Annotated in this window: 14 protein-coding genes and 1 riboswitch; all 14 genes read left to right on the top strand. The window is 33.8% G+C overall.

Going from position 1 to position 19,823, the window contains the following annotated elements; genetic code table 11:
- The first annotated feature begins 133 nt into the window (after positions 1-133).
- The 14 genes from Q1A73_RS06480 to Q1A73_RS06415 all read left to right on the top strand — a co-directional run bounded on the left by Q1A73_RS06480 (position 134) and on the right by Q1A73_RS06415 (position 19,813).
- On the top strand, positions 134-1,381 hold the full coding sequence (locus Q1A73_RS06480; protein WP_299603145.1) for a GTP-binding protein: 1,248 nt from the start codon (positions 134-136) through the stop codon (positions 1,379-1,381).
- Positions 1,382-1,488: 107 nt separating this feature from the next.
- On the top strand, positions 1,489-3,579 hold the full coding sequence (locus Q1A73_RS06475) for a HEPN domain-containing protein (RefSeq protein ID WP_299603142.1): 2,091 nt from the start codon (positions 1,489-1,491) through the stop codon (positions 3,577-3,579).
- Between the two features lie 51 nt (positions 3,580-3,630).
- Complete coding sequence (gene cobA, locus Q1A73_RS06470; protein WP_299604653.1) at positions 3,631-4,398, top strand: uroporphyrinogen-III C-methyltransferase; 768 nt, start codon at positions 3,631-3,633, stop codon at positions 4,396-4,398.
- Positions 4,399-4,558: 160 nt separating this feature from the next.
- The gene (locus tag Q1A73_RS06465) at positions 4,559-5,161 is read left to right on the top strand and encodes a bifunctional precorrin-2 dehydrogenase/sirohydrochlorin ferrochelatase (RefSeq protein ID WP_299603139.1); all 603 of its coding nucleotides are present in this window, start codon (positions 4,559-4,561) and stop codon (positions 5,159-5,161) included.
- The gene (locus Q1A73_RS06460) at positions 5,148-6,203 is read left to right on the top strand and encodes an NAD(P)/FAD-dependent oxidoreductase (RefSeq protein ID WP_299603136.1); all 1,056 of its coding nucleotides are present in this window, start codon (positions 5,148-5,150) and stop codon (positions 6,201-6,203) included. The genes Q1A73_RS06465 and Q1A73_RS06460 overlap by 14 nt, the downstream gene beginning before the upstream one ends.
- An 83-nt stretch (positions 6,204-6,286) precedes the next feature.
- Positions 6,287-6,607 (top strand): 2Fe-2S iron-sulfur cluster-binding protein, encoded by a 321-nt coding sequence (locus tag Q1A73_RS06455; RefSeq protein WP_219006710.1) that lies wholly within the window; start codon positions 6,287-6,289, stop codon positions 6,605-6,607.
- 92 nt (positions 6,608-6,699) lie between these two features.
- A riboswitch (SAM riboswitch) is annotated at positions 6,700-6,806 on the top strand.
- A gap of 164 nt (positions 6,807-6,970) precedes the next feature.
- Positions 6,971-7,972, top strand: a complete 1,002-nt coding sequence (locus Q1A73_RS06450) for a homocysteine S-methyltransferase family protein (RefSeq protein ID WP_299603129.1) — start codon at positions 6,971-6,973, stop codon at positions 7,970-7,972.
- A gap of 3 nt (positions 7,973-7,975) precedes the next feature.
- Positions 7,976-10,669, top strand: a complete 2,694-nt coding sequence (gene metH, locus Q1A73_RS06445) for a methionine synthase (protein WP_299603127.1) — start codon at positions 7,976-7,978, stop codon at positions 10,667-10,669.
- 28 nt (positions 10,670-10,697) lie between these two features.
- Positions 10,698-11,651: a methylenetetrahydrofolate reductase [NAD(P)H] gene (gene metF / locus Q1A73_RS06440; protein WP_299603125.1), complete on the top strand. Its 954-nt coding sequence runs from the start codon at positions 10,698-10,700 to the stop codon at positions 11,649-11,651.
- 49 nt (positions 11,652-11,700) lie between these two features.
- Positions 11,701-12,795, top strand: a complete 1,095-nt coding sequence (locus Q1A73_RS06435; RefSeq protein ID WP_366141426.1) for an acyloxyacyl hydrolase — start codon at positions 11,701-11,703, stop codon at positions 12,793-12,795.
- Positions 12,792-13,541: a head GIN domain-containing protein gene (locus Q1A73_RS06430; RefSeq protein WP_299603122.1), complete on the top strand. Its 750-nt coding sequence runs from the start codon at positions 12,792-12,794 to the stop codon at positions 13,539-13,541. Before Q1A73_RS06435 ends, Q1A73_RS06430 begins: the two co-directional genes overlap by 4 nt.
- Before the next feature lie 279 nt (positions 13,542-13,820).
- Complete coding sequence (locus Q1A73_RS06425; RefSeq protein WP_299603119.1) at positions 13,821-16,949, top strand: PAS domain S-box protein; 3,129 nt, start codon at positions 13,821-13,823, stop codon at positions 16,947-16,949.
- A gap of 154 nt (positions 16,950-17,103) precedes the next feature.
- Complete coding sequence (locus Q1A73_RS06420; protein WP_299603116.1) at positions 17,104-19,413, top strand: PAS domain-containing sensor histidine kinase; 2,310 nt, start codon at positions 17,104-17,106, stop codon at positions 19,411-19,413.
- Entirely contained in the window at positions 19,406-19,813 is a 408-nt protein-coding gene (locus Q1A73_RS06415) for a response regulator (RefSeq protein ID WP_299603113.1), read from the top strand. The genes Q1A73_RS06420 and Q1A73_RS06415 overlap by 8 nt, the downstream gene beginning before the upstream one ends.
- The last annotated feature ends 10 nt before the right edge of the window (positions 19,814-19,823 follow it).

Here is a 19,823-nt window from a genome sequence, read left to right as displayed (position 1 = left end):
TAGTGCTATGTGGCTAGCTAATTATAAAATGGTGATAAAGAATTAAAAAAATATAGGTGATAGTCTTTTTGCTAATCAATATTATAAAATGTAACGATCAACAATTAACTATTAACCTTCAACCAAAAAAGAAATGGACGTACTAAAGATTGCAACAGCAGGAAGTGTAGATGATGGGAAGAGTACTTTGATAGGTCGTATTTTATACGACACAAAATCATTGACTACAGATAAGTTAGAGGCTATAGAAACTAGAAGTAAAGCAAACGGATTTGATTATCTTGATTTTTCATTGGCTACAGATGGATTGGTAGCAGAAAGAGAGCAGGGAATCACTATTGACGTAGCTCATATTTACTTTTCAACAAAAACCAAAAGTTATATTATAGCAGATACTCCTGGGCATATAGAATATACCAGAAATATGGTTACTGGAGCTTCTACCTCTCAGGCTTCTATTATTTTGGTAGATGCTAGAAAAGGAGTAATAGAACAAACATACCGTCACTTTTTTATCAATAATCTGTTAAGAGTTAAAGACGTTATTGTAGCAATTAATAAAATGGATTTGGTTGATTTTTCAAAAGAGAAATATGATGCTGTTAAGTCTGATTTTGAAAAGTTAATTGCTAAAAGTGATTACAAAGAGCAGAATGTTACATTTATTCCGGTTAGTGCATTACAAGGAGATAACGTAGTTGCCAAATCCGAAAATACGCCTTGGTATGATGGTCAAACATTGTTAGAGCATCTAGAAGAATTAGATGCACAAGACGTATTTGAAAAAGCAGAGGTGCGTTTCCCAGTGCAAACAGTAATTAGACCTAAGAAAGATGAATTCCATGATTTTAGAGGGTATGCAGGTAAGTTGTACGGAGGAGATCTTTCGGTAGGAGATGAGGTTACTATTTTACCGTCCTTAACAACGTCCAAAATAAAAGAAATATTCTTTTTTGATCAGCAATTTGACACAGCAGGTAGAGGTAGTTCTTGTACATTAACCTTAGAAGATGATGTAAACGTTAGTCGTGGAGATATGATTGTAAAATCATCAGAACAACCAAAAGTAGAAAAGCAATTATCGGCTACAGTTTGTTGGATGGATAATAAGAATTTAAATCCAGGAGCAAATTATTTAATTCAGAGTGGGAGTAGTAGAATTTTGGCAAAAGTGAAAAATGTTAGCGGCACGATTGCTACAGATTTTTCTGGAGAAGATACAGAGCAAAATTCATTAAGTCTTAATGAAATTGGGAAGGTTCAGATACAATTAAGTAAGCCTTTGGCTATTGATTCTTATAGTAAGAATAAAGCCTCGGGATCATTTATATTAATAGATTCTCAAACAAACAATACCGCAGGCGTTGGTTTTATAGACTAGTTAAATGGCCAACATTTAGAAATAAAGAAACAAGAATTTTTAAGAATTAAAAATTGAATACAAAAGTCATAGGTACGTCTTTTTTTAAGCTTTAAACACGAAAAAAAATGCAAAGTTTTAGAACAGAAATAGAAAACCCAGTTGTCGAAAAAGACATTATAGAATTAGCAAATAAAATTGAGCAATTCCATAAAGGGAAAATCGATGAGGAAAAATTTCGTAGCCTTCGTTTAGCAAGAGGTGTATATGGGCAGCGTCAGGAAGGAGTGCAAATGATTCGTATTAAACTACCTTATGGTAAGGTTTTAAGTAATCAGCTACGAAGAATTTGTGAGGTTTCTGATGAGTATTCTAGAGGTAGATTGCATATTACGACTAGACAAGATATACAAATACACTATGTGGATTTGAATAGGACTCCAGAACTTTGGGCAGAACTAGAAAAAGATGATGTGACTCTTAGAGAAGCTTGTGGAAACACGGTACGTAATGTTACAGCTTCCGAAACTGCAGGGATTGATCCAAGAGAGCCTTTCGACGTGTCACCGTATGCAGATGCATTGTTTCGTTTCTTTTTAAGAAATCCTATTTGTCAGGAAATGGGGCGTAAATTCAAGGTGTCTTTTTCTGGAACAGAAGAAGATACAGGATTATCATATATGCATGATTTAGGATTTATTGCCAAGATAGAAAATGGTGTAAGAGGTTTTAAAGTAATGTTGGCAGGTGGATTAGGGTCACAACCAAGACATGCAGATGAGTTGTATAGCTTTTTACCAGCTAACAAAATAATTCCTTTGATGGAAGGAGTGTTAAGAATTTTTGATCGTCATGGTGAGCGCAAAAGTAGAGCCAAAGCTAGAATGAAGTTTTTAGTTAAGAATATTGGCTTAGACGCTTTTAAAAAATTATTAGAAGCAGAGCAAAAAGCTATTGCGCAAAAAACAGTGGAGATAGATGCTGAAAAATATGTAGCATCCGTTCCAGTTGATATTGAAGCACCTGTGGTAGAAATTAAAGATCAAAAAGCTTTTGATTTGTGGAAATCTACCAATGTGATCACACAAAAACAGGATGGATATGTTGCTATTGGAATCAAGGTTTTATTAGGAGATTTCTACACTGATAAGGCAAGATTATTAGCAGATTTAGTAGAAAAATACGCAGCAGGAGAATTAAGGTTATCACTGCGTCAAAATATTTTAATTCCTTTTGTAAAAGAAAATTTAGTGCCTTTCTTCTATCAAGAATTAGAAAAGTTAGGATTTGTTGAAGCGGGTTATAATAAAGCAATTGATATTACTGCATGTCCAGGAACTGATACGTGTAATTTGGGAATAGCAAGTAGTACAGGTATTGCAGAAGAATTAGAAAGAGTTATAAAAACAGAATATCCTCAATATTTAGAAAAAGACGATCTTGTAATAAAGATCAGTGGATGTATGAATGCCTGTGGACAGCATAATATGGCAAATATTGGTTTCCAAGGGATGTCTGTTAGAACCAAAGACAAGTTAGTAGCGCCAGCGCTTCAAATATTATTGGGTGGAGGAAATCTAGGAGATGGTAAAGGTCGATTTGCAGATAAAGTGGTTAAAGTGCCAAGTAGAAGAGGACCAGAGGCTTTACGTAGAATATTAGATGATTTTGAAGCAAATTCGAATGGAAGAAAATTTGTAGAGTATTATGCAAACCAAGGAGAAAAATATTTCTACGATTTTCTAACAGACTTATCCAATGTGGATAATCTTACCCAAGAAGATTTTATCGATTGGGGAAATGAAGAAGAATATGTAAAAGCGATTGGAATTGGAGAATGTGCAGGCGTAGTCATAGACTTAATTGCTACTTTGTTCTTGGAAAGTGAAGAGAAGATTGAAAATGCAAAAGTATCTTTTGAAAACGAAGTCTACTCAGACGCAGTTTACCATGCTTATAGTTCTCTTGTTAACTCTGCAAAAGCCCTATTGTTAGCGGAAAATAAGAAGACAAATACACATGCAGGTATTATCAATCAGTTTGATGAAGAATTTGTGTCAACTGGCAAAATAAATCTAGATGGAACATTCGCAGATTTGATATATCAGATTCAAAGAAATGCACCAAGTAAGGATTTTGCAGTGGATTATATTAAAAATGCAGGGCAATTTTTGCAAAAAGTGCAAGCCTTTAGAGCACTTGAAGTGGAAAATGTATAATATCTTTACATCAACCGAATTTGTGATAATAAATTGTGTAAGTAGATGAAAATGAGTAGCAAGATGCCAAAGTTAACAGTTGTAGGAGCAGGTCCAGGGGATCCAGATTTAATTACATTAAAAGCTATCAAAGCATTAGCATCAGCAGATGTTGTATTGTACGATGCATTGATTAATGAATCTCTTTTAGAATATGCTCCGAATGCCGAAAAAATATTTGTAGGGAAACGAAAAGGGTGTTACGCTTATCAACAAGAACAGATCAATGAATTAATTATTAGTAGAGCAAAAAGTCATGGACATGTCGTTCGATTAAAAGGAGGAGACCCTTTTATTTTCGGACGTGGAGCAGAAGAAATTGATTATGTGCAAGAATTTGGAATTGAAACAAATATGGTTCCTGGGATATCATCATCTCTAGCGGTACCAGCATATCAAGGAATTCCACTGACAAAACGAGGTTCATCCGAGAGTTTTTGGGTGATCACTGGAACAACAAAATCTCATAAATTATCACAGGACGTTTGCCTGGCAGCTAAATCTAATGCGACTGTGGTAATTTTAATGGGAATGAGCAAGTTAAGCGAAATTGTTAGTATCTTTGCAGCCGAAAATAAACAAGAGGTTCCTGTAGCTGTTATCCAGAACGGAACAACTGATAATGAGAGGTTTGGATATGGTTCGATTGGAACTATAGAACAAGTAGTTTCAGAACAAAAATTGTCTTCACCTGCCATTATTGTAATCGGAGAAGTAGTGAAACAAAGAGCTAAATTAGCTTCTATTTGTAAGAATATAAAAGAAGAAATCGTATCTTGATAGTTCAGGATAGCTATAAAGATGAAACGAGTATTGAAAAATTTAATATTTGTTTGAAAAAAGAAAATGTTTAAATTTTTAATACGAGAACAGAGTGGTTACACAGGTTCTCAATTTTATAATTAATTTATTATTGAAATAATTAATAAAATTTAAGCGTGTGAAAGAAAGAAATAATTTATATCCCGTTTTTCTAAAGGTTAGAAATCTCGAAATTCTAATTGTAGGAGGAGGAAATGTGGCCGAAGAAAAACTAACGTTCTTATTAAAATCAAGCCCGGATGCTAAAGTAACAATGGTGTCTCCAATGTATAGAGAAGATACTGTGACTTTGGCAAGTAAGTTCGGAGTAAAAATGATAAAAAAGAAATATCACAGACGTTTTCTGAAAGGAAAACATATAGCAATTGCTACAACAGATGTTCCAAAAGTTAATGTACAAGTGTATAAAGATTGTAGGAAAAGAAGTAAATTGGTGAATGTAGCAGACAATCCTCCATACTGTGATTTTTATATGGGAGGTATTGTTACCAAAGGTAATGTGAAAGTGGCTATTTCGACTAACGGAAAGTCACCGACCACTGCCAAAAGATTACGTCAGTTTTTTGAAGAAGTAATTCCAGAAAATATTGATGACTTAGTCAAAAATTTAAATGAATATAGAAAAACAATAAAAGGTGATTTCGAGGAAAAAGTGGAAACACTCAATGAATTTACCAAAGGATTAATAGGAAAAAAAGAAGTTGAACATGATCAAGACTGATATTCTAATCATCGGAGCAGGACCAACAGGTTTATTCACTGTTTTTGAAGCAGGATTATTAAAATTAAAAACACATCTTATCGATGCGTTGCCACAACCAGGTGGTCAATGCTCGGAAATATATCCTAAAAAACCGATTTATGATATTCCTGGATTTCCAGAAATTTTGGCTGGAGATTTAGTAAATAATTTAATGGAGCAGATAAAACCTTTTGAACCAGGTTTTACTTTAGGAGAAAGAGCTGAAACAATTGAGAAATTGGAAGATGATACCTTTTTGGTGACTACCAACAAAGGAACGAAACACAATGCTCCTGTAGTAGCGATTGCTGGAGGATTGGGTTCTTTTGAGCCTCGTAAACCACCAATTCCTAATATTGCGGATTTCGAAGATAAAGGAGTGGCATACATTATTAGAGATCCTGAGGTGTATAGAGATAAAAGAGTAGTAATCGCGGGAGGTGGAGATTCAGCATTGGATTGGACTATTTTCCTTGCAGATGTGGCAAGTGAGGTTACTTTGGTACACAGAAGGAATGAATTTAGAGGTGCTTTAGATTCTGTAGAAAGAGTAGGTGAATTAACTAAACTGGGTAAAGTAAACTTAATTACCGAAGCCGAAGTAAAAGAAATTAAAGGAGAAGATCACGTTACAGGTGTTGGAATCAAACACAAGACACAAGGAGATATTAATGTAGATACAGATTACTTTATTCCATTATTCGGATTATCACCAAAATTAGGTCCAATTGCAAATTGGGGATTAGAAATAGAAAAGAATGCAATTAAAGTTGATAATTCGTATGATTATCAAACAAATATTCCAGGAATCTATGCTATAGGAGATGTAAATACCTACAGGGGAAAGCTTAAGTTAATACTTTCTGGATTCCATGAAGCTGCCATTATGTGTCAGAGTGCCTATCAAAGAATCTTCCCTGATAAAAAATATGTGATGAAATATACTACAGTAGGTGGAGTAGAAGGATTTGATGGATCTAAAAAAGAAGCCAAAAAAGAGGTAGTAAAAGCAATCGTATAAGACTTATAAATTTTTTTCCTCGTAAGTAATACTGATCATTTTCGGTATATTTACGAGGATTTTTATACCCTTAATGCAATAGTATGTCAGACGTTACTATAAAGATAAAAGATAGAGAAGGAGAAATTCATGAAGTACAAGCTCCTACTGATATGGCAATGAACCTAATGGAGGTGTGTAAGGCTTATGAACTTCCGGTAGAAGGTACTTGTGGCGGAATGGCTATGTGTGCATCTTGTCAATGTTATATTTTATCAGATCATGAGCTTCCAGAAATGGGACAGGATGAGGACTTAATGTTAGCAGAAGCTTTTTATGTGGAGGATAATAGTAGACTTGGCTGCCAGATTCCAATCACTCCAGAATTAGATGGATTGGAGATTGAATTAGCTCCAGAATCCTAAAAAAATAGATTAAACTTGCAAAATAAAAGGCTATGCCTTTTATTTGTAAACGTTTTACGTAGATAATGTCTACGCAGTTCATAAATTTAATTATGTTATCAAGAAAGGTGGAGGGAATAGACCCTATGAAACCTTAGCAACCCTTTATCTGTTAAAGAAGGTGCTACATTCTATTCGTCTCATACGAAATAGATAACAATGATGTATGGCTCAGCCTATTTCCATTTATTTTTCTTGATATAGTAATTGTATGATTGATAACCTATGTCTGGTACTGTTATTTTAGTATTAGACAGAATGTTTTTCATATGTAAAGATCTTTTTATGGATCAAACTACATGTGTGTAATTATCGGATTTTTAAATGAAGGATATACAAAAAATATTAGAGGAAAGAATCCTTGTGTTGGATGGAGCAATGGGGACTATGCTACAACGTCATAAGTTTACCGAAGAAGATTTTAGAGGCGAACGGTTTAAGGATTGGAAAGTTCCAGTTCAAGGGAATAATGATTTATTGAGTATTACGCAACCCGAAGCAATTAAAGAAGTACATCGCTTGTATTTTGAAGCAGGTGCGGATATTGTGGAAACCAATACTTTCTCAGGAACAACTATTGCCATGGCAGATTACGAAATGGAAGAATTAGTATATGAATTAAACTTTCAATCTGCTAAGATAGCTAAAGAGGTGGCAGATGAATTTACCGCTAACGAACCTAATAAGCCACGTTTTGTTGCTGGATCTATTGGGCCTACCAATAGAACTGCTAGCATGTCACCAGATGTAAATGATCCTGGTTTTAGAGCGGTCACTTTTGATGAGTTAAGGATAGCATATAAACTACAGGTGGAAGCATTATTAGATGGAGGGTCTGATATACTTTTGGTAGAAACTGTTTTTGACACATTGAATGCAAAAGCTGCTCTTTTTGCAATAGAAGAAGTAAAAGACGAAAGAAATATAGAGGTGCCAATCATGGTAAGTGGAACCATAACAGATGCAAGTGGGAGAACACTATCTGGTCAGACAGCGGAGGCATTTTTAATTTCTGTTTCGCATATTCCTTTATTGTCTATAGGATTTAATTGTGCCTTGGGAGCAAATCAGTTAACTCCACATTTAGAGGTGCTATCACAGAAAGCTGATTTTTGGGTGTCAGCACATCCCAATGCAGGATTGCCAAATGCTTTTGGAGAGTATGATGAAACTCCAGAGCAAATGGCAGATCAAATAAAAGAATATTTAGACAAAAATTTGGTAAATATTATTGGAGGATGTTGTGGAACTACTCCAGAGCATATCAAGGCAATTGCAGATATTGCCAAAAAGTATCAACCAAGATCATTAGAAGCAGTGATTTAGATTATGGCGGTAAAGGAAAAAAGAAAATACTTAAAGTTATCCGGACTTGAGCCGATGATTGTTTCGGCTGATACGAACTTTATAAATGTTGGTGAGCGTACTAATGTAGCAGGATCTAGAAAATTTCTTCGTCTCATCAAGGAAGAGAAATTTGATGAAGCACTTGATATTGCCAGACATCAGGTAGAAGGAGGAGCTCAGGTGATCGATATCAATATGGACGATGGTTTGATAGACGGAAAAGAAGCGATGGTAAGGTTCCTGAATCTTATTATGGCAGAACCCGATATTGCCAGAGTGCCAATCATGATTGATAGCTCTAAATGGGATATTTTAGAAGCAGGATTACAAGTTGTACAAGGAAAATGTGTAGTAAATTCTATCAGTCTAAAAGAAGGAGAAAAAGAGTTTATAGCACATGCCAAAAAAATCAAAAGATATGGAGCTGCAGTAATTATAATGGCTTTTGATGAGGTTGGTCAGGCAGATAATTATGAACGCCGTATTGAGATCTCTAAAAGATCCTATGATATCCTAGTAAATCAGGTTAATTTTCCTCCCGAGGATATCATATTTGATTTAAATATATTTCCAGTAGCTACTGGAATGGAAGAACATCGTAAAAATGCAATAGATTTTATTGAAGCTACGAGATGGGTAAGAGAAAATTTACCTCATTGTAGTGTCAGTGGTGGAGTTAGTAATGTTTCTTTTTCCTTTAGAGGAAACAACGTGGTTAGAGAAGCCATGCATTCTGTGTTTTTATATCACGCTATTCAGGCTGGAATGAATATGGGTATTGTAAACCCTACAATGCTCGAAGTATACGATGATATACCTAAAGATCTATTGGAATATGTAGAAGATGTGATCTTAGATCGAAGAGAGGATGCAACTGAACGTTTACTTGATTTTGCCGAAACCGTAAAAGGAACTAAAAAAGAACAAACAGTTGATCTTTCCTGGAGAGAAGAACCTTTGCAAGACCGTATAACCAGAGCATTGGTAAAAGGAATTGATCAATACATAGAAGAGGATGTAGAGGAAGCGAGACAAGCAGCCGATAAGCCTATTGAAGTAATTGAAGGTAATCTGATGACCGGAATGAATGTAGTTGGAGATTTATTCGGTTCGGGAAAAATGTTTTTACCACAAGTTGTTAAATCAGCTAGGGTTATGAAAAAAGCAGTTGCTTACTTATTACCTTATATCGAAGAAGAAAAGAAAAACAACCCAAGTTCAGCCGAAGGAAATGGTTCTGCTGGAAAAGTGTTAATGGCTACTGTAAAGGGAGATGTTCATGATATCGGTAAGAATATAGTGTCTGTTGTATTAGGGTGTAATAATTATGAGATTGTGGATCTAGGAGTTATGGTACCGCCGGAGAAAATTATTCAGACCGCAATTGATGAAAGTGTCGATATCATTGGATTGAGTGGATTGATTACTCCGTCTCTGGATGAAATGGTTTTTTTAGCCAAAGAAATGGAACGTAGAAATTTTAAAATTCCATTATTGATCGGAGGAGCAACTACTTCTAAGGCACATACCGCGGTAAAAATAGATCCGCAATATCAAAATGCTGTGGTGCATGTAAATGACGCATCAAGAGCAGTGACTGTGGTAGGAGATCTTTTGAATAAAAGAAGTAATCAAAAATACGTAGGAGCATTAAAAGAAGACTATGAGAAATTTAGAGAGAGCTTTTTAAAAAGAACAAAAAAGAAGGAGTATCTATCGATTGAAGATGCAAGAAAAAATAAATATACCATCGACTGGAGCACTTCCAAAATTACAGAACCAAATGAGTTAGGGGTTCAGATTATCGAAGAGTTTGATTTAAATAAGTTAGAGCCATATATTGATTGGACTCCATTTTTTAGGTCTTGGGATCTTCATGGAAAATATCCAGCTATTCTAAATGATGAAGTTGTAGGAGAACAAGCTACTTCCTTATTTACAGATGCGAAGGAATTACTGAGCAAAGTGCTTAAAGAAAGATTACTAAGTGCAAAAGCAATATTTGGGTTGTTCGAAGCGAATACCATTAATGATGATGATATAGAGGTTAAAACTAATTCTGGAAATTTTGAATTTAGAACTCTTAGACAGCAATTAAAAAAGCATGCAGATAAACCCAACTTCGCGTTAGCCGACTTCGTCGCTCCAAAAGAATGTAAAAGACAAGATTATATAGGATGTTTCTGCGTTACGACAGGATTTGGAACCAAAGAGCTGGCAGAGGATTTTGAAAAAGAACATGATGATTATAATTCAATTATGATTAAAGCTTTAGCAGATCGTTTGGCCGAAGCTTTCGCAGAATATCTACATGAAAAAGTAAGAAAAGAACATTGGGGATATGCTAAAGAAGAAAAACTGTCTAATGATGAGTTAATTAAAGAAGCTTATAAAGGAATTAGACCTGCACCAGGATATCCCGCTTGTCCGGATCATCTCGAGAAACTAACAATCTGGGAACTATTAAAGGTAAAAGAAAATATAGGAGTCGAACTTACTGAAGGTCTGGCGATGTGGCCAGCAGCTTCGGTTTCGGGATATTACTTTGCTAACCCTGAAGCAAGATATTTTGGTTTGGGAAAAATAAAAGAAGATCAAGTCAAAGATTTTGCTTCAAGAAAAAATATCGACTTCGAGCTGGCAAAAAAGTGGTTAAGTCCTAACCTAGTAGAATAAAAAATACCAAGTAAACAACTAAAACTAAATGAAGGTTACCGATCATATAAAAAAGGCTAAAGGAAAAACATTATTTTCATTTGAATTAATTCCTCCCCAAAAAGGAAAAAGTATCCAAGAATTATATGATAATATAGATCCCTTAATGGAATTTAATCCTCCATTCATAGATGTAACTACATCGAGAGAGGAATTTATCTATATTGATCGCGAAGGTCTCTTGGATAAAAAATTAACAAGGATGCGTCCAGGAACAGTTGGTATTTGTGCATCAATTACACATAAGTATAATGTTGATACAATTCCACATGTACTATGTGGAGGGTTTACAAAGGAGGAAACGGAATATCTTTTGGTAGATTGTCATTATTTAGGTATTGATAATGTAATGGCACTTCGTGGAGATGCGATGAAAGAGGAAAAATATTTTAGTCCAACAAAAGGAGGTCATTGTTATGCAAATGAATTGGTAGAGCAGATTGTAAATATGAATAATGGTCGATTTCTACATGAAGTTATAGAAAGTGATAATCAATCTGACTTTTGTATAGGTGTTGCCGGATATCCAGAAAAACATATGGAAGCTCCGTCTATGAATGCTGATATAAGAAGATTAAAAGATAAAGTTGATGCTGGTGCTGATTATGTGGTAACCCAAATGTTTTTTGATAATAAAAGATATTTCGCCTTTGTAGAAAAAGCTAGAGAAGCTGGGATTAATGTCCCAATAATACCTGGTATCAAACCTGTAGCGGTAAAAAGACATCTGCAATTATTACCTCAAGTTTTTAAGCTAGATATGCCAGATGAGTTAGTAAGTGCTGTAGAAGGTTGTAAGACTAATAAGCAAGTTCGTGAGGTAGGAATAGAATTCGCAATCCAACAATCGAAAGAATTAATGGAATACGGAGTGCCTGTATTACATTATTATTCAATGGGAAAATCTGATAATATTAAAAAAATAGCAGAAAGCGTATTCTAAAACTATCAAGATTTTGGAAACCTAAAAGTGCTATCTTACATTTGCCACAATGATGAAGCGCATTTGTATAGTATTGATAATGTTGGTGCACTCTGTGCAATCTCAAGAGGATAATAAGTATTATGGTTTTGATGTAAACAACTTTTATGGAACTATTCTAAAACATAATCCAGATATATCTCATTTAATAACAGGACATCCTTCAGGAGTACTACTTTCGGTAAACAGAAAGACCTTTGGTAATAAAGAATGGGAAAGATTATATAACTCACCCGATTATGGGCTCTCATTCATATATCAGGATATGGATAATGAGTTTTTGGGTCAAAACTTTGGGGTCTATTTACATTATAACTTTTATTTTTTCAAACGTCTTTTGATGTTTAGATTAGGACAAGGATTAGCCTATACAAATAGTCCATACGATGAAGATGATAATTTTAGAAATGTGGCATACGGATCACATTTCATGAGTTCTACATTTGCAATGCTCAATCTAAAAAAAGAAAACATCTTAGGAGGACTTGGTTTTCAAATGGGATTAGGAGTTATTCATTATTCTAATGCAAATTTTAAAGCACCAAATAAAAGTACAAATACACTAGTGTTTAATGCAGGTTTTAATTATGTGTTAGATTCACAATATCCTGAATATATAGAAAAAGAAAAAGGAGAAGTAAGAGGTTCAGAACCATTAGGATATGGTTTTATATTTAGGAGTGGAATCAACGAAAGTGATGTTGTTGGATCTGGTCAGTTCCCATTTTATACCTTTGCAGTTTTTGCCGATAAACGATTGAATAAAAAGAGTAGTTTGCAGCTTGGAGCGGAGTTATTTTTTTCGAAAGCACTGGAACGTTTTATTGATTTTAGATCTACGGGTGATTTCGAAGATGGAACCACAGGTGATGAAGATGCAAAAAGGATAGGGTTATCGTTGGGGCATGAATTAAGAGTAAGTAATATTTCTATATTAACACAATTGGGATATTATGTATATTATCCCTATGATTTTGAAGGACAAGTCTATAACCGTTTTGGATTAAGATATTATGTTAATAAAAATATATTTGGATCAGTTACAGTAAGATCACATGCGGCAAAAGCTGAGGCAGTTGAATTTTCTATTGGTTACAGATTATGAAAAAGATACTTATAATAATATTGATGCTGTTTATTATTTCTTGTGATAGCGAGAACGCTATAGATTGTTTTCAAAGGACAGGAGATTTAGTACGACAAGAAGTTGAGGTTCCAGATTTTTCTAGAATTTTAGTAAATCAGAATGTAGAAATGGTTTTGAAACAAGGAGAACAGACCTCTATAGTAATAGAAACTGGCGATAATTTATTAAATGAGGTTTCTGCTATTGTCGAAGGTGATCGATTAGTGTTAAGTAATACTAATGATTGTAATTTTGTAAGAGATTTTAATCAAACTAAAATTTTTGTAACAGCTCCTAATATTACTGAAATTAGAAGTGCTTCCCAATTTGATATTTCTTCAGATGGAACACTTACCTATCCTCAACTAAGATTACTATCTGAAGACTTTGTGGAAGATAATGAAGGGAGTGTAACCGGCACATTTACAATTATAATTGAAAATCAAAGCTTAATTATTGTAGGGAATAATATTACTTCATTTTTTTTATCTGGCAGTACGAATAATTTGAATGTTAATTTTGCATCTGGTACCGGAAGATTTGAGGGAGAGGATTTGGTTGCTACAAATGTTAGGTTAAGGCATAGAGGAACAAACAAAATTATCGTAAACCCTCAAGAGTCGATAACAGGTGAAATTAGAAGTACTGGAGATGTCATTTCCATAAATCAGCCTCCAGTGGTAGATGTGCAAGAGTTTTTTACAGGAAGACTAATATTTAATTGAAATTTACATACAAAAGGGATTTTTCCCTTTAATTTTTTTCAATAATTTTTGTTAAATTTTGTGATTTTCACTTTGTTTTTTTCTTTTTTATGTATCTTTATTTTCTTTTCAAGAAATTGTAAATCATATATTTACGTTTATTTTTATTGCGTTTTTTTATCATAACTGTGTTACGGTTTTGTAATACAAAATAAATGGTTTTACTGGTTTATAAAATTGATAATATTGCGTAAATTTAATTACCCCGCAGAGCAAACAGTTGAATCTTAACAAAATTGTATGGCCTATAGCGAGGAAACTACTTTTAGAAATTACGTTCATTTACGAGAGAATTATTTACAAAGAGAACTTTACGAAATTGTAAAGAAAGACGAAAAAGTTTTTGATTTCATTCAAGATACTATACTAGATGGTGTTTGGTTTTGGGATTTAAAAGATCCTGACCAAAAATGGATGGATGAAAAATTTTGGAGTATTCTTGGATATACTGCCACCGAAATTCCAAAAGAAAAATCTTTTTGGAAAAAAATAATAATTCAGGAAGATTTAGAAAAGATATTGAAAAGTTTGGATGAGCATCTCGATCAGCCAAATAAACAATATGATCTAGTGGTTAGGTTTACTCATAAGTTAGGACATATAGTTTGGTTGAGATGCAGAGGTATTACTATTTCGGATATCAATGGTGAACCTTTATGGATGATCGGGGTATATGCAGATGTTACTAAATTAGTAAATACAGAATACGAATTACAGCAGCAAGTTGAAAAGTATAAAGATACTATTGAGAGTACCAATTCAGGTTCTTGGGAATGGAATTTGCGAACGGGAAAGGTGGTTTTTGATGAGAGATGGGCTAATACCATGGGATATTCCCTCTCCGAATTACAACCAGTTTCTTTAAATACCTGGGTAGATTTGATGCATCCTTCTGATCATATAAAATCGACAAAGGTATTGCAACAACATTATGAAAAGTTGATACCCTACTATGAGTGCGAAACACGATTGAAACATAAGAATGGAGATTGGATTTGGGCATTGATAAAAGGAAAAATAGTGAGTTGGGATGAAGAAGGTAATCCTGAATTATTAGTAGGAACCCAAGTCGATATCACTGAGAACAAAAAAGCTTTAGAAAAGAATAGATTATTTGTAAGTCAAGCACCAAGCGCAATAGCCATGTTTGACACCAATATGAGATATCTTGCAGCATCTAGCAGGTGGTTTGAAGATTATAATATAGTTGGACAAGATATTATAGGAAAATCTCAATATGAAGTTTTTCCGGATATGAAAGAAAAATGGGAAAGTATTTATAATAAATGCTTAAATGGGGAAACGCTTAGAAAAGACGAAGATTGTTTAGAGAGAAATGAAGGTTGTAATCAATGGATTTCTTGGGAATTACGCCCATGGTACAATAAACAAGGACAGATAGGAGGTTTGTTAAAACATACCTCAGATATATCCAAATTAAAAAAAGCGGAAGAGCTTAGCGAAGAACGAAAAGTTTTTTTAGAAGCAATTTTAGATAGTATCGATGTAGGTGTTGTGTCCTGTGATGATAAAGGTTTGTTAACCTTATTTAATAAAACGGCTAAAAAATGGCATGGATTGCAAGCCAAACCAATTTCTCCTTCGGACTTATCAGAATATTATGGTCTACGAAAACCTGATGGGATTACACCCTTAAAAGAAGAAGAGATTCCTCTTATAAAAGCATTAAGAGGAAATCAGGTGATGGATGATGAAATAGTGATTACATCGACATCTAGCAAACAAAGACATGTTGTAACCAACGGTTCCCAATTGATTGGTGTTAATGGCGAGGTTAGAGGAGCTGTGGTTGCCATGCACGATGTTACGGATAGAAAATTAGCTGAAGAGAAATTAAAAATAAGTGAACAAGCTTTTAGAGGGAATTTTGAAAGTGCGGCGACAGGAATGGCTATTATTGGTCTAGATGGACGATGGATAGAAGTAAATGATGCTGTTTGCAATATGATAGGATATCGAAGGGAAGAATTAACTAACATGACATTCCAAGATATTACCCATCCTGAAGATTTAAATAAAGACTTAGGATTATTGAATAAGCTTCTAAATGGTGAAATATCCTTTTACCATCTAGAAAAGAGATATTTTCATAAGAATGGTAGAGAAGTACACGGATTGCTTTCGGTTTCTTTAGTAAGAGATAAAAAAGAAACACCATTATATTTTATTTCTCAAATAACCGATACCACTCAGAGTGTATATAATCAAAGGAGATTAGAAGATACTTTAGCTAAGTTAAAAGGTATTTTGGAATCGAGTAGTAGAGTTGGAATAATAGGGACCGATGTTTCAGGAATCATAACGACATTTAATAAAGGAGCTGAAAACCTTTTAGGTTATGATCGAGAGGAAATGTTGTATAAGCAAAGTCCAGTCATTATTCATGATCAGGAAGAAGTAGAATTGGTTGGACGGAAATTGTCGCATGAGTTACATAAAGAAGTAAAAGGTTTTGATGTTTTTATTGAATTAACAAATAAAAAGAAGCATTACACAAAGGAGTGGACATATATTAGGAAAGATGGAACAAGATTTCCTGTGCAGCTTACAGTCACTGCAATCAAAGAAAGGGATAAAACGATAGGTTACTTAGGAGTTGCTACAGATATTAGCGATATAAAAAAGGTCGAAGACGAGCTCAAATCCATTTTAGAACTAACGGAAGAACAAAATGAAAGGTTAAGAAATTTTGCTTACATCGTATCTCATAATTTAAAATCTCAATCAGGTAACTTCGAGATGTTACTTGATATTTATACCAAAGAAAATCCCGAAGCTGAAAAATCTGAGGCGATACAACTATTTAAAACTGCTTCTACTCGACTATCAGACACCATAAAACATTTAAACGAGGTAGTGCAAATTAATAATTCTATTGGCGAAAATTTGACTTCCAGTAATCTTAAAAAATCCATAGATGAAGTGGTGAAAACAATATCGGTAATCTCAAAGGACGCTGAAGTTACTATCAATAATAATATATCCGAGGAGTTATGGGTACAAGCTATTCCTGCTTACTTAGATAGTATTATTTTAAATTTTATAACTAATGGGATTCGATACAGATCTAAAAGTCGTGATAGTTATATCAATATAGAAGCTAGGATTCAAGATGATTTTATCGTCATGCTTATAGAAGATAACGGATTAGGAATAGATCTAAAAAAGTATGGTTCTAAGTTATTTGGAATGTATAAAACTTTTCATAACAATGAAGATGCGAGAGGTATTGGACTATTTATCACAAAAAATCAGGTTGAAGCACTTGGTGGAAAAATTAAGGTTAAAAGTAAAGTAGATCAGGGAACTACATTTGAGATTTATCTTAAGAAAGGAAAGCAATTCTAAATTCAGATTGTATTTTTTCTTAAAAAATGGATTTTTTTAAGAAATATGTTACAAAAATTAGCGAATTATTTAGGGAATATTCAGTAACTTTAAGTGATATTCAACGTTTGCACAATTCCCTCATTCGCTTATAAAAATAAAAATGAACATGACCATGAAATTGACGAGAGTAAAGGATATAGCGCAAGATTCGAATAGAGATCACTATCTAAAGGAAGAACTATATGGCTTAATCAAAACTGATAGTTATATTTTTGATTTTATACAAGAAGCAGCCTTAGATGGGATATGGTTTTGGGATCTATTGGATCCTGATAATGTATGGATGAATCCAAGATATTGGACTCTTTTTGGATATGATCCGGCGACCAAACCCCATAAAACAGATGCTTGGCAAGAAATCGTATTTAAAGAAGATTTAAAAAATATATATGCCAATTTTACTGCGCACGCAGAGGATCCCTCAGTTACCTATGATCAAATAGTTAGATTTAAACATAAACTAGGACATACCGTATGGGTGCGTTGTAGAGGTGTAATGCTCAGGGATGATCAAGGGAAACCTATTAAAATGCTTGGTGCTCATACCGATATTACTAATATCAAAGAAAAAGAAGAAGAGCTAAGGTTACAGTCCGCTTTTTTTGAACACATTATTGATGGAACTGGATTAGGAACGTGGAAATGGAATGTTAAAACTGGTGAAACTATCCTAAATGAACGCTGGGCAGAGATGATTGGATATACTTTAGAAGAGCTGAAACCAATCTCTTTAGGAACCTGGTTAGCACACTCTACCAAGGAAGATCAAGATCGATCGAATGAACTTTTAAAAGAACATTTTGAAAAAAGAACTCCATTTTATGAGTGTGAATTTAAAATGAAACACAAAAATGGAGAATGGATTTGGGTTTTAGACAGAGGGAAAGTAGTAAGTTGGGATGAAGAAGGTAACCCAGAATGGATGCTTGGTGCTCATACTGATATTACGGAGATAAAGAAAAAAGAAGAAGAACTAAGGATACAATCGGCCATATTTGAGCATATTATCGATGGGACGGATCTTGGTACTTGGCAGTGGAATCCCGAAACTGGAGAAACTATTTTTAATGAAAGATGGGCAGAAATTATTGGTTATACCTTAGATGAAATTGGACCGATTTCTATAGATACTTGGGTTAAATATACGCACCCTGATGATATTCAAAAGTCAAATACATGTCTGGAAGAATATTTCAAAGGAAATACTCCTATATACGAATGTGAAGTAAGGATGAAACACAAAAATGGGGGGTATGTTTGGATATTGACTAAGGGTAAAGTAGTTAGCTGGCATGAAAAAGGAAAACCAGAGTGGGTTTTCGGATCCCACCAAGATATTACAAAGAAAAAGCAAGACTTCGAAAGAAATAGACTTTTTATAGAACAAGCTCCAAGTGCCATAGCGATGTTTGATAAAAAAATGAACTATTTGGCCGCATCGCAAAAATGGTTTCAGATTTATGATATAGAAGGAGAGGATATCATAGGAAAATCTTATTACAATATCTTTTCAAAGGTTAGCAAGATCAGGAAAATGAATATTGCTAAATGTTTAAAGGGTACGGTAATTAAAAATTATGAGGAAAAAATACATAGAAAAAAGGGAGATTTTGTCTGGCTGTCTTGGGAATTGCGACCTTGGTACTCTGATGAAAATGAAATAGGAGGTATTATCATACACGTTTCAGATATTACCAGAATTAAAAAAGAAGAAGAGCTAAAATCTTTGTTAAGAGTAGCAGAAGATCAAAATCGAAGATTGAAAAACTTTGCACATATCGTTTCACATAATCTGAAGTCTCATTCCGGAAATTTTGAGATGTTATTGGATTTATTCTTACAGGAAAATCCAGAGATTAGAGATAATGAAATTATTAGGCTATTTAAAACTGCTTCTTTAAATCTTTCAGATACTATTGCGCATCTAAATGAGGTTGTATTGATTAATACTTCCTTAGATAAAAGTTTGGTTCCAATTGATCTCAAAGAAGCGATAGATGAAGTCATAAGAGGCGTTTCTGCAATCGCAATAGAATCCGAAGTAGCCATAAATAACCAGGTAAATGATAATATAAGAGTGATGGCAGTACCAGCTTACTTAGATAGTATATTACTTAACTTTATAACTAATGGTATTAAGTATAGATCATTAGAGCGAGAAAGTTACCTTACATTAAGTGTTGTAAAAGAAGATAAATATATGGTGTTATCAATTGAAGATAATGGATTAGGTATAGACCTAAGAAAACATCGATCTAAATTATTCGGAATGTATAAAACCTTTCATACCGAAATTAAAAATGCCCGAGGAATTGGATTATTTATAACAAAGAACCAAGTAGAAGCTATTGGTGGTAAAATAGAAGTTAGTAGCGAAGTGGATAGAGGAACAACCTTTAAAATTTATATGAGATATGAGTAAAATAGATATTGCCTGTGTTATAGATGATGATCCAATTTTTGTTTTTGGAATTAAGAAGGTGATGCAACTCATCGACTTTTGCGAAGGAATCTTGGTCTTTAAAAACGGTCAAGAAGCTTTAGATAATCTAAAAGCAATCATTTCTGCCAAAGAACAATTACCGGATATCATATTGTTAGATTTAAATATGCCAATTTTAGATGGTTGGCAATTTTTAGAAGAGTTTATAAAGATTCCTTGTAATAAAAAGATTCTTATTTATGTAGTTTCATCTTCTGTAGATCCAGAGGATGTATTGCGTGCTAAATCTTACGAAAGTGTTAGTGAGTATATTGTAAAACCAATATCAGTAGCAAAACTAAAAGAAGTGCTTTATGATTTTGAAAATGCGACTGGATAAAAAATAGTAA

The organism is uncultured Aquimarina sp. (assembly GCF_947492115.1).
Taxonomy (GTDB): domain Bacteria; phylum Bacteroidota; class Bacteroidia; order Flavobacteriales; family Flavobacteriaceae; genus Aquimarina.
This window is presented reverse-complemented; position numbering and strand designations above follow the sequence as displayed.

What these genes read in the sequence shown, in the direction of transcription:
- cobA (WP_299604653.1), top strand. Translation starts at nt 3,631, where the DNA reads ATGAGTAGCAAGATGCCAAAGTTAACAGTTGTAGGAGCAGGTCCAGGG.
- Q1A73_RS06430 (WP_299603122.1), top strand. Translation starts at nt 12,792, where the DNA reads ATGAAAAAGATACTTATAATAATATTGATGCTGTTTATTATTTCTTGT.
- Q1A73_RS06420 (WP_299603116.1), top strand. Translation starts at nt 17,104, where the DNA reads ATGAAATTGACGAGAGTAAAGGATATAGCGCAAGATTCGAATAGAGAT.
- Q1A73_RS06460 (WP_299603136.1), top strand. Translation starts at nt 5,148, where the DNA reads ATGATCAAGACTGATATTCTAATCATCGGAGCAGGACCAACAGGTTTA.
- Q1A73_RS06425 (WP_299603119.1), top strand. Translation starts at nt 13,821, where the DNA reads ATGGCCTATAGCGAGGAAACTACTTTTAGAAATTACGTTCATTTACGA.
- Q1A73_RS06480 (WP_299603145.1), top strand. Translation starts at nt 134, where the DNA reads ATGGACGTACTAAAGATTGCAACAGCAGGAAGTGTAGATGATGGGAAG.
- Q1A73_RS06475 (WP_299603142.1), top strand. Translation starts at nt 1,489, where the DNA reads ATGCAAAGTTTTAGAACAGAAATAGAAAACCCAGTTGTCGAAAAAGAC.
- Q1A73_RS06435 (WP_366141426.1), top strand. Translation starts at nt 11,701, where the DNA reads ATGATGAAGCGCATTTGTATAGTATTGATAATGTTGGTGCACTCTGTG.
- Q1A73_RS06450 (WP_299603129.1), top strand. Translation starts at nt 6,971, where the DNA reads ATGAAGGATATACAAAAAATATTAGAGGAAAGAATCCTTGTGTTGGAT.
- metH (WP_299603127.1), top strand. Translation starts at nt 7,976, where the DNA reads ATGGCGGTAAAGGAAAAAAGAAAATACTTAAAGTTATCCGGACTTGAG.
- metF (WP_299603125.1), top strand. Translation starts at nt 10,698, where the DNA reads ATGAAGGTTACCGATCATATAAAAAAGGCTAAAGGAAAAACATTATTT.
- Q1A73_RS06415 (WP_299603113.1), top strand. Translation starts at nt 19,406, where the DNA reads ATGAGTAAAATAGATATTGCCTGTGTTATAGATGATGATCCAATTTTT.
- Q1A73_RS06455 (WP_219006710.1), top strand. Translation starts at nt 6,287, where the DNA reads ATGTCAGACGTTACTATAAAGATAAAAGATAGAGAAGGAGAAATTCAT.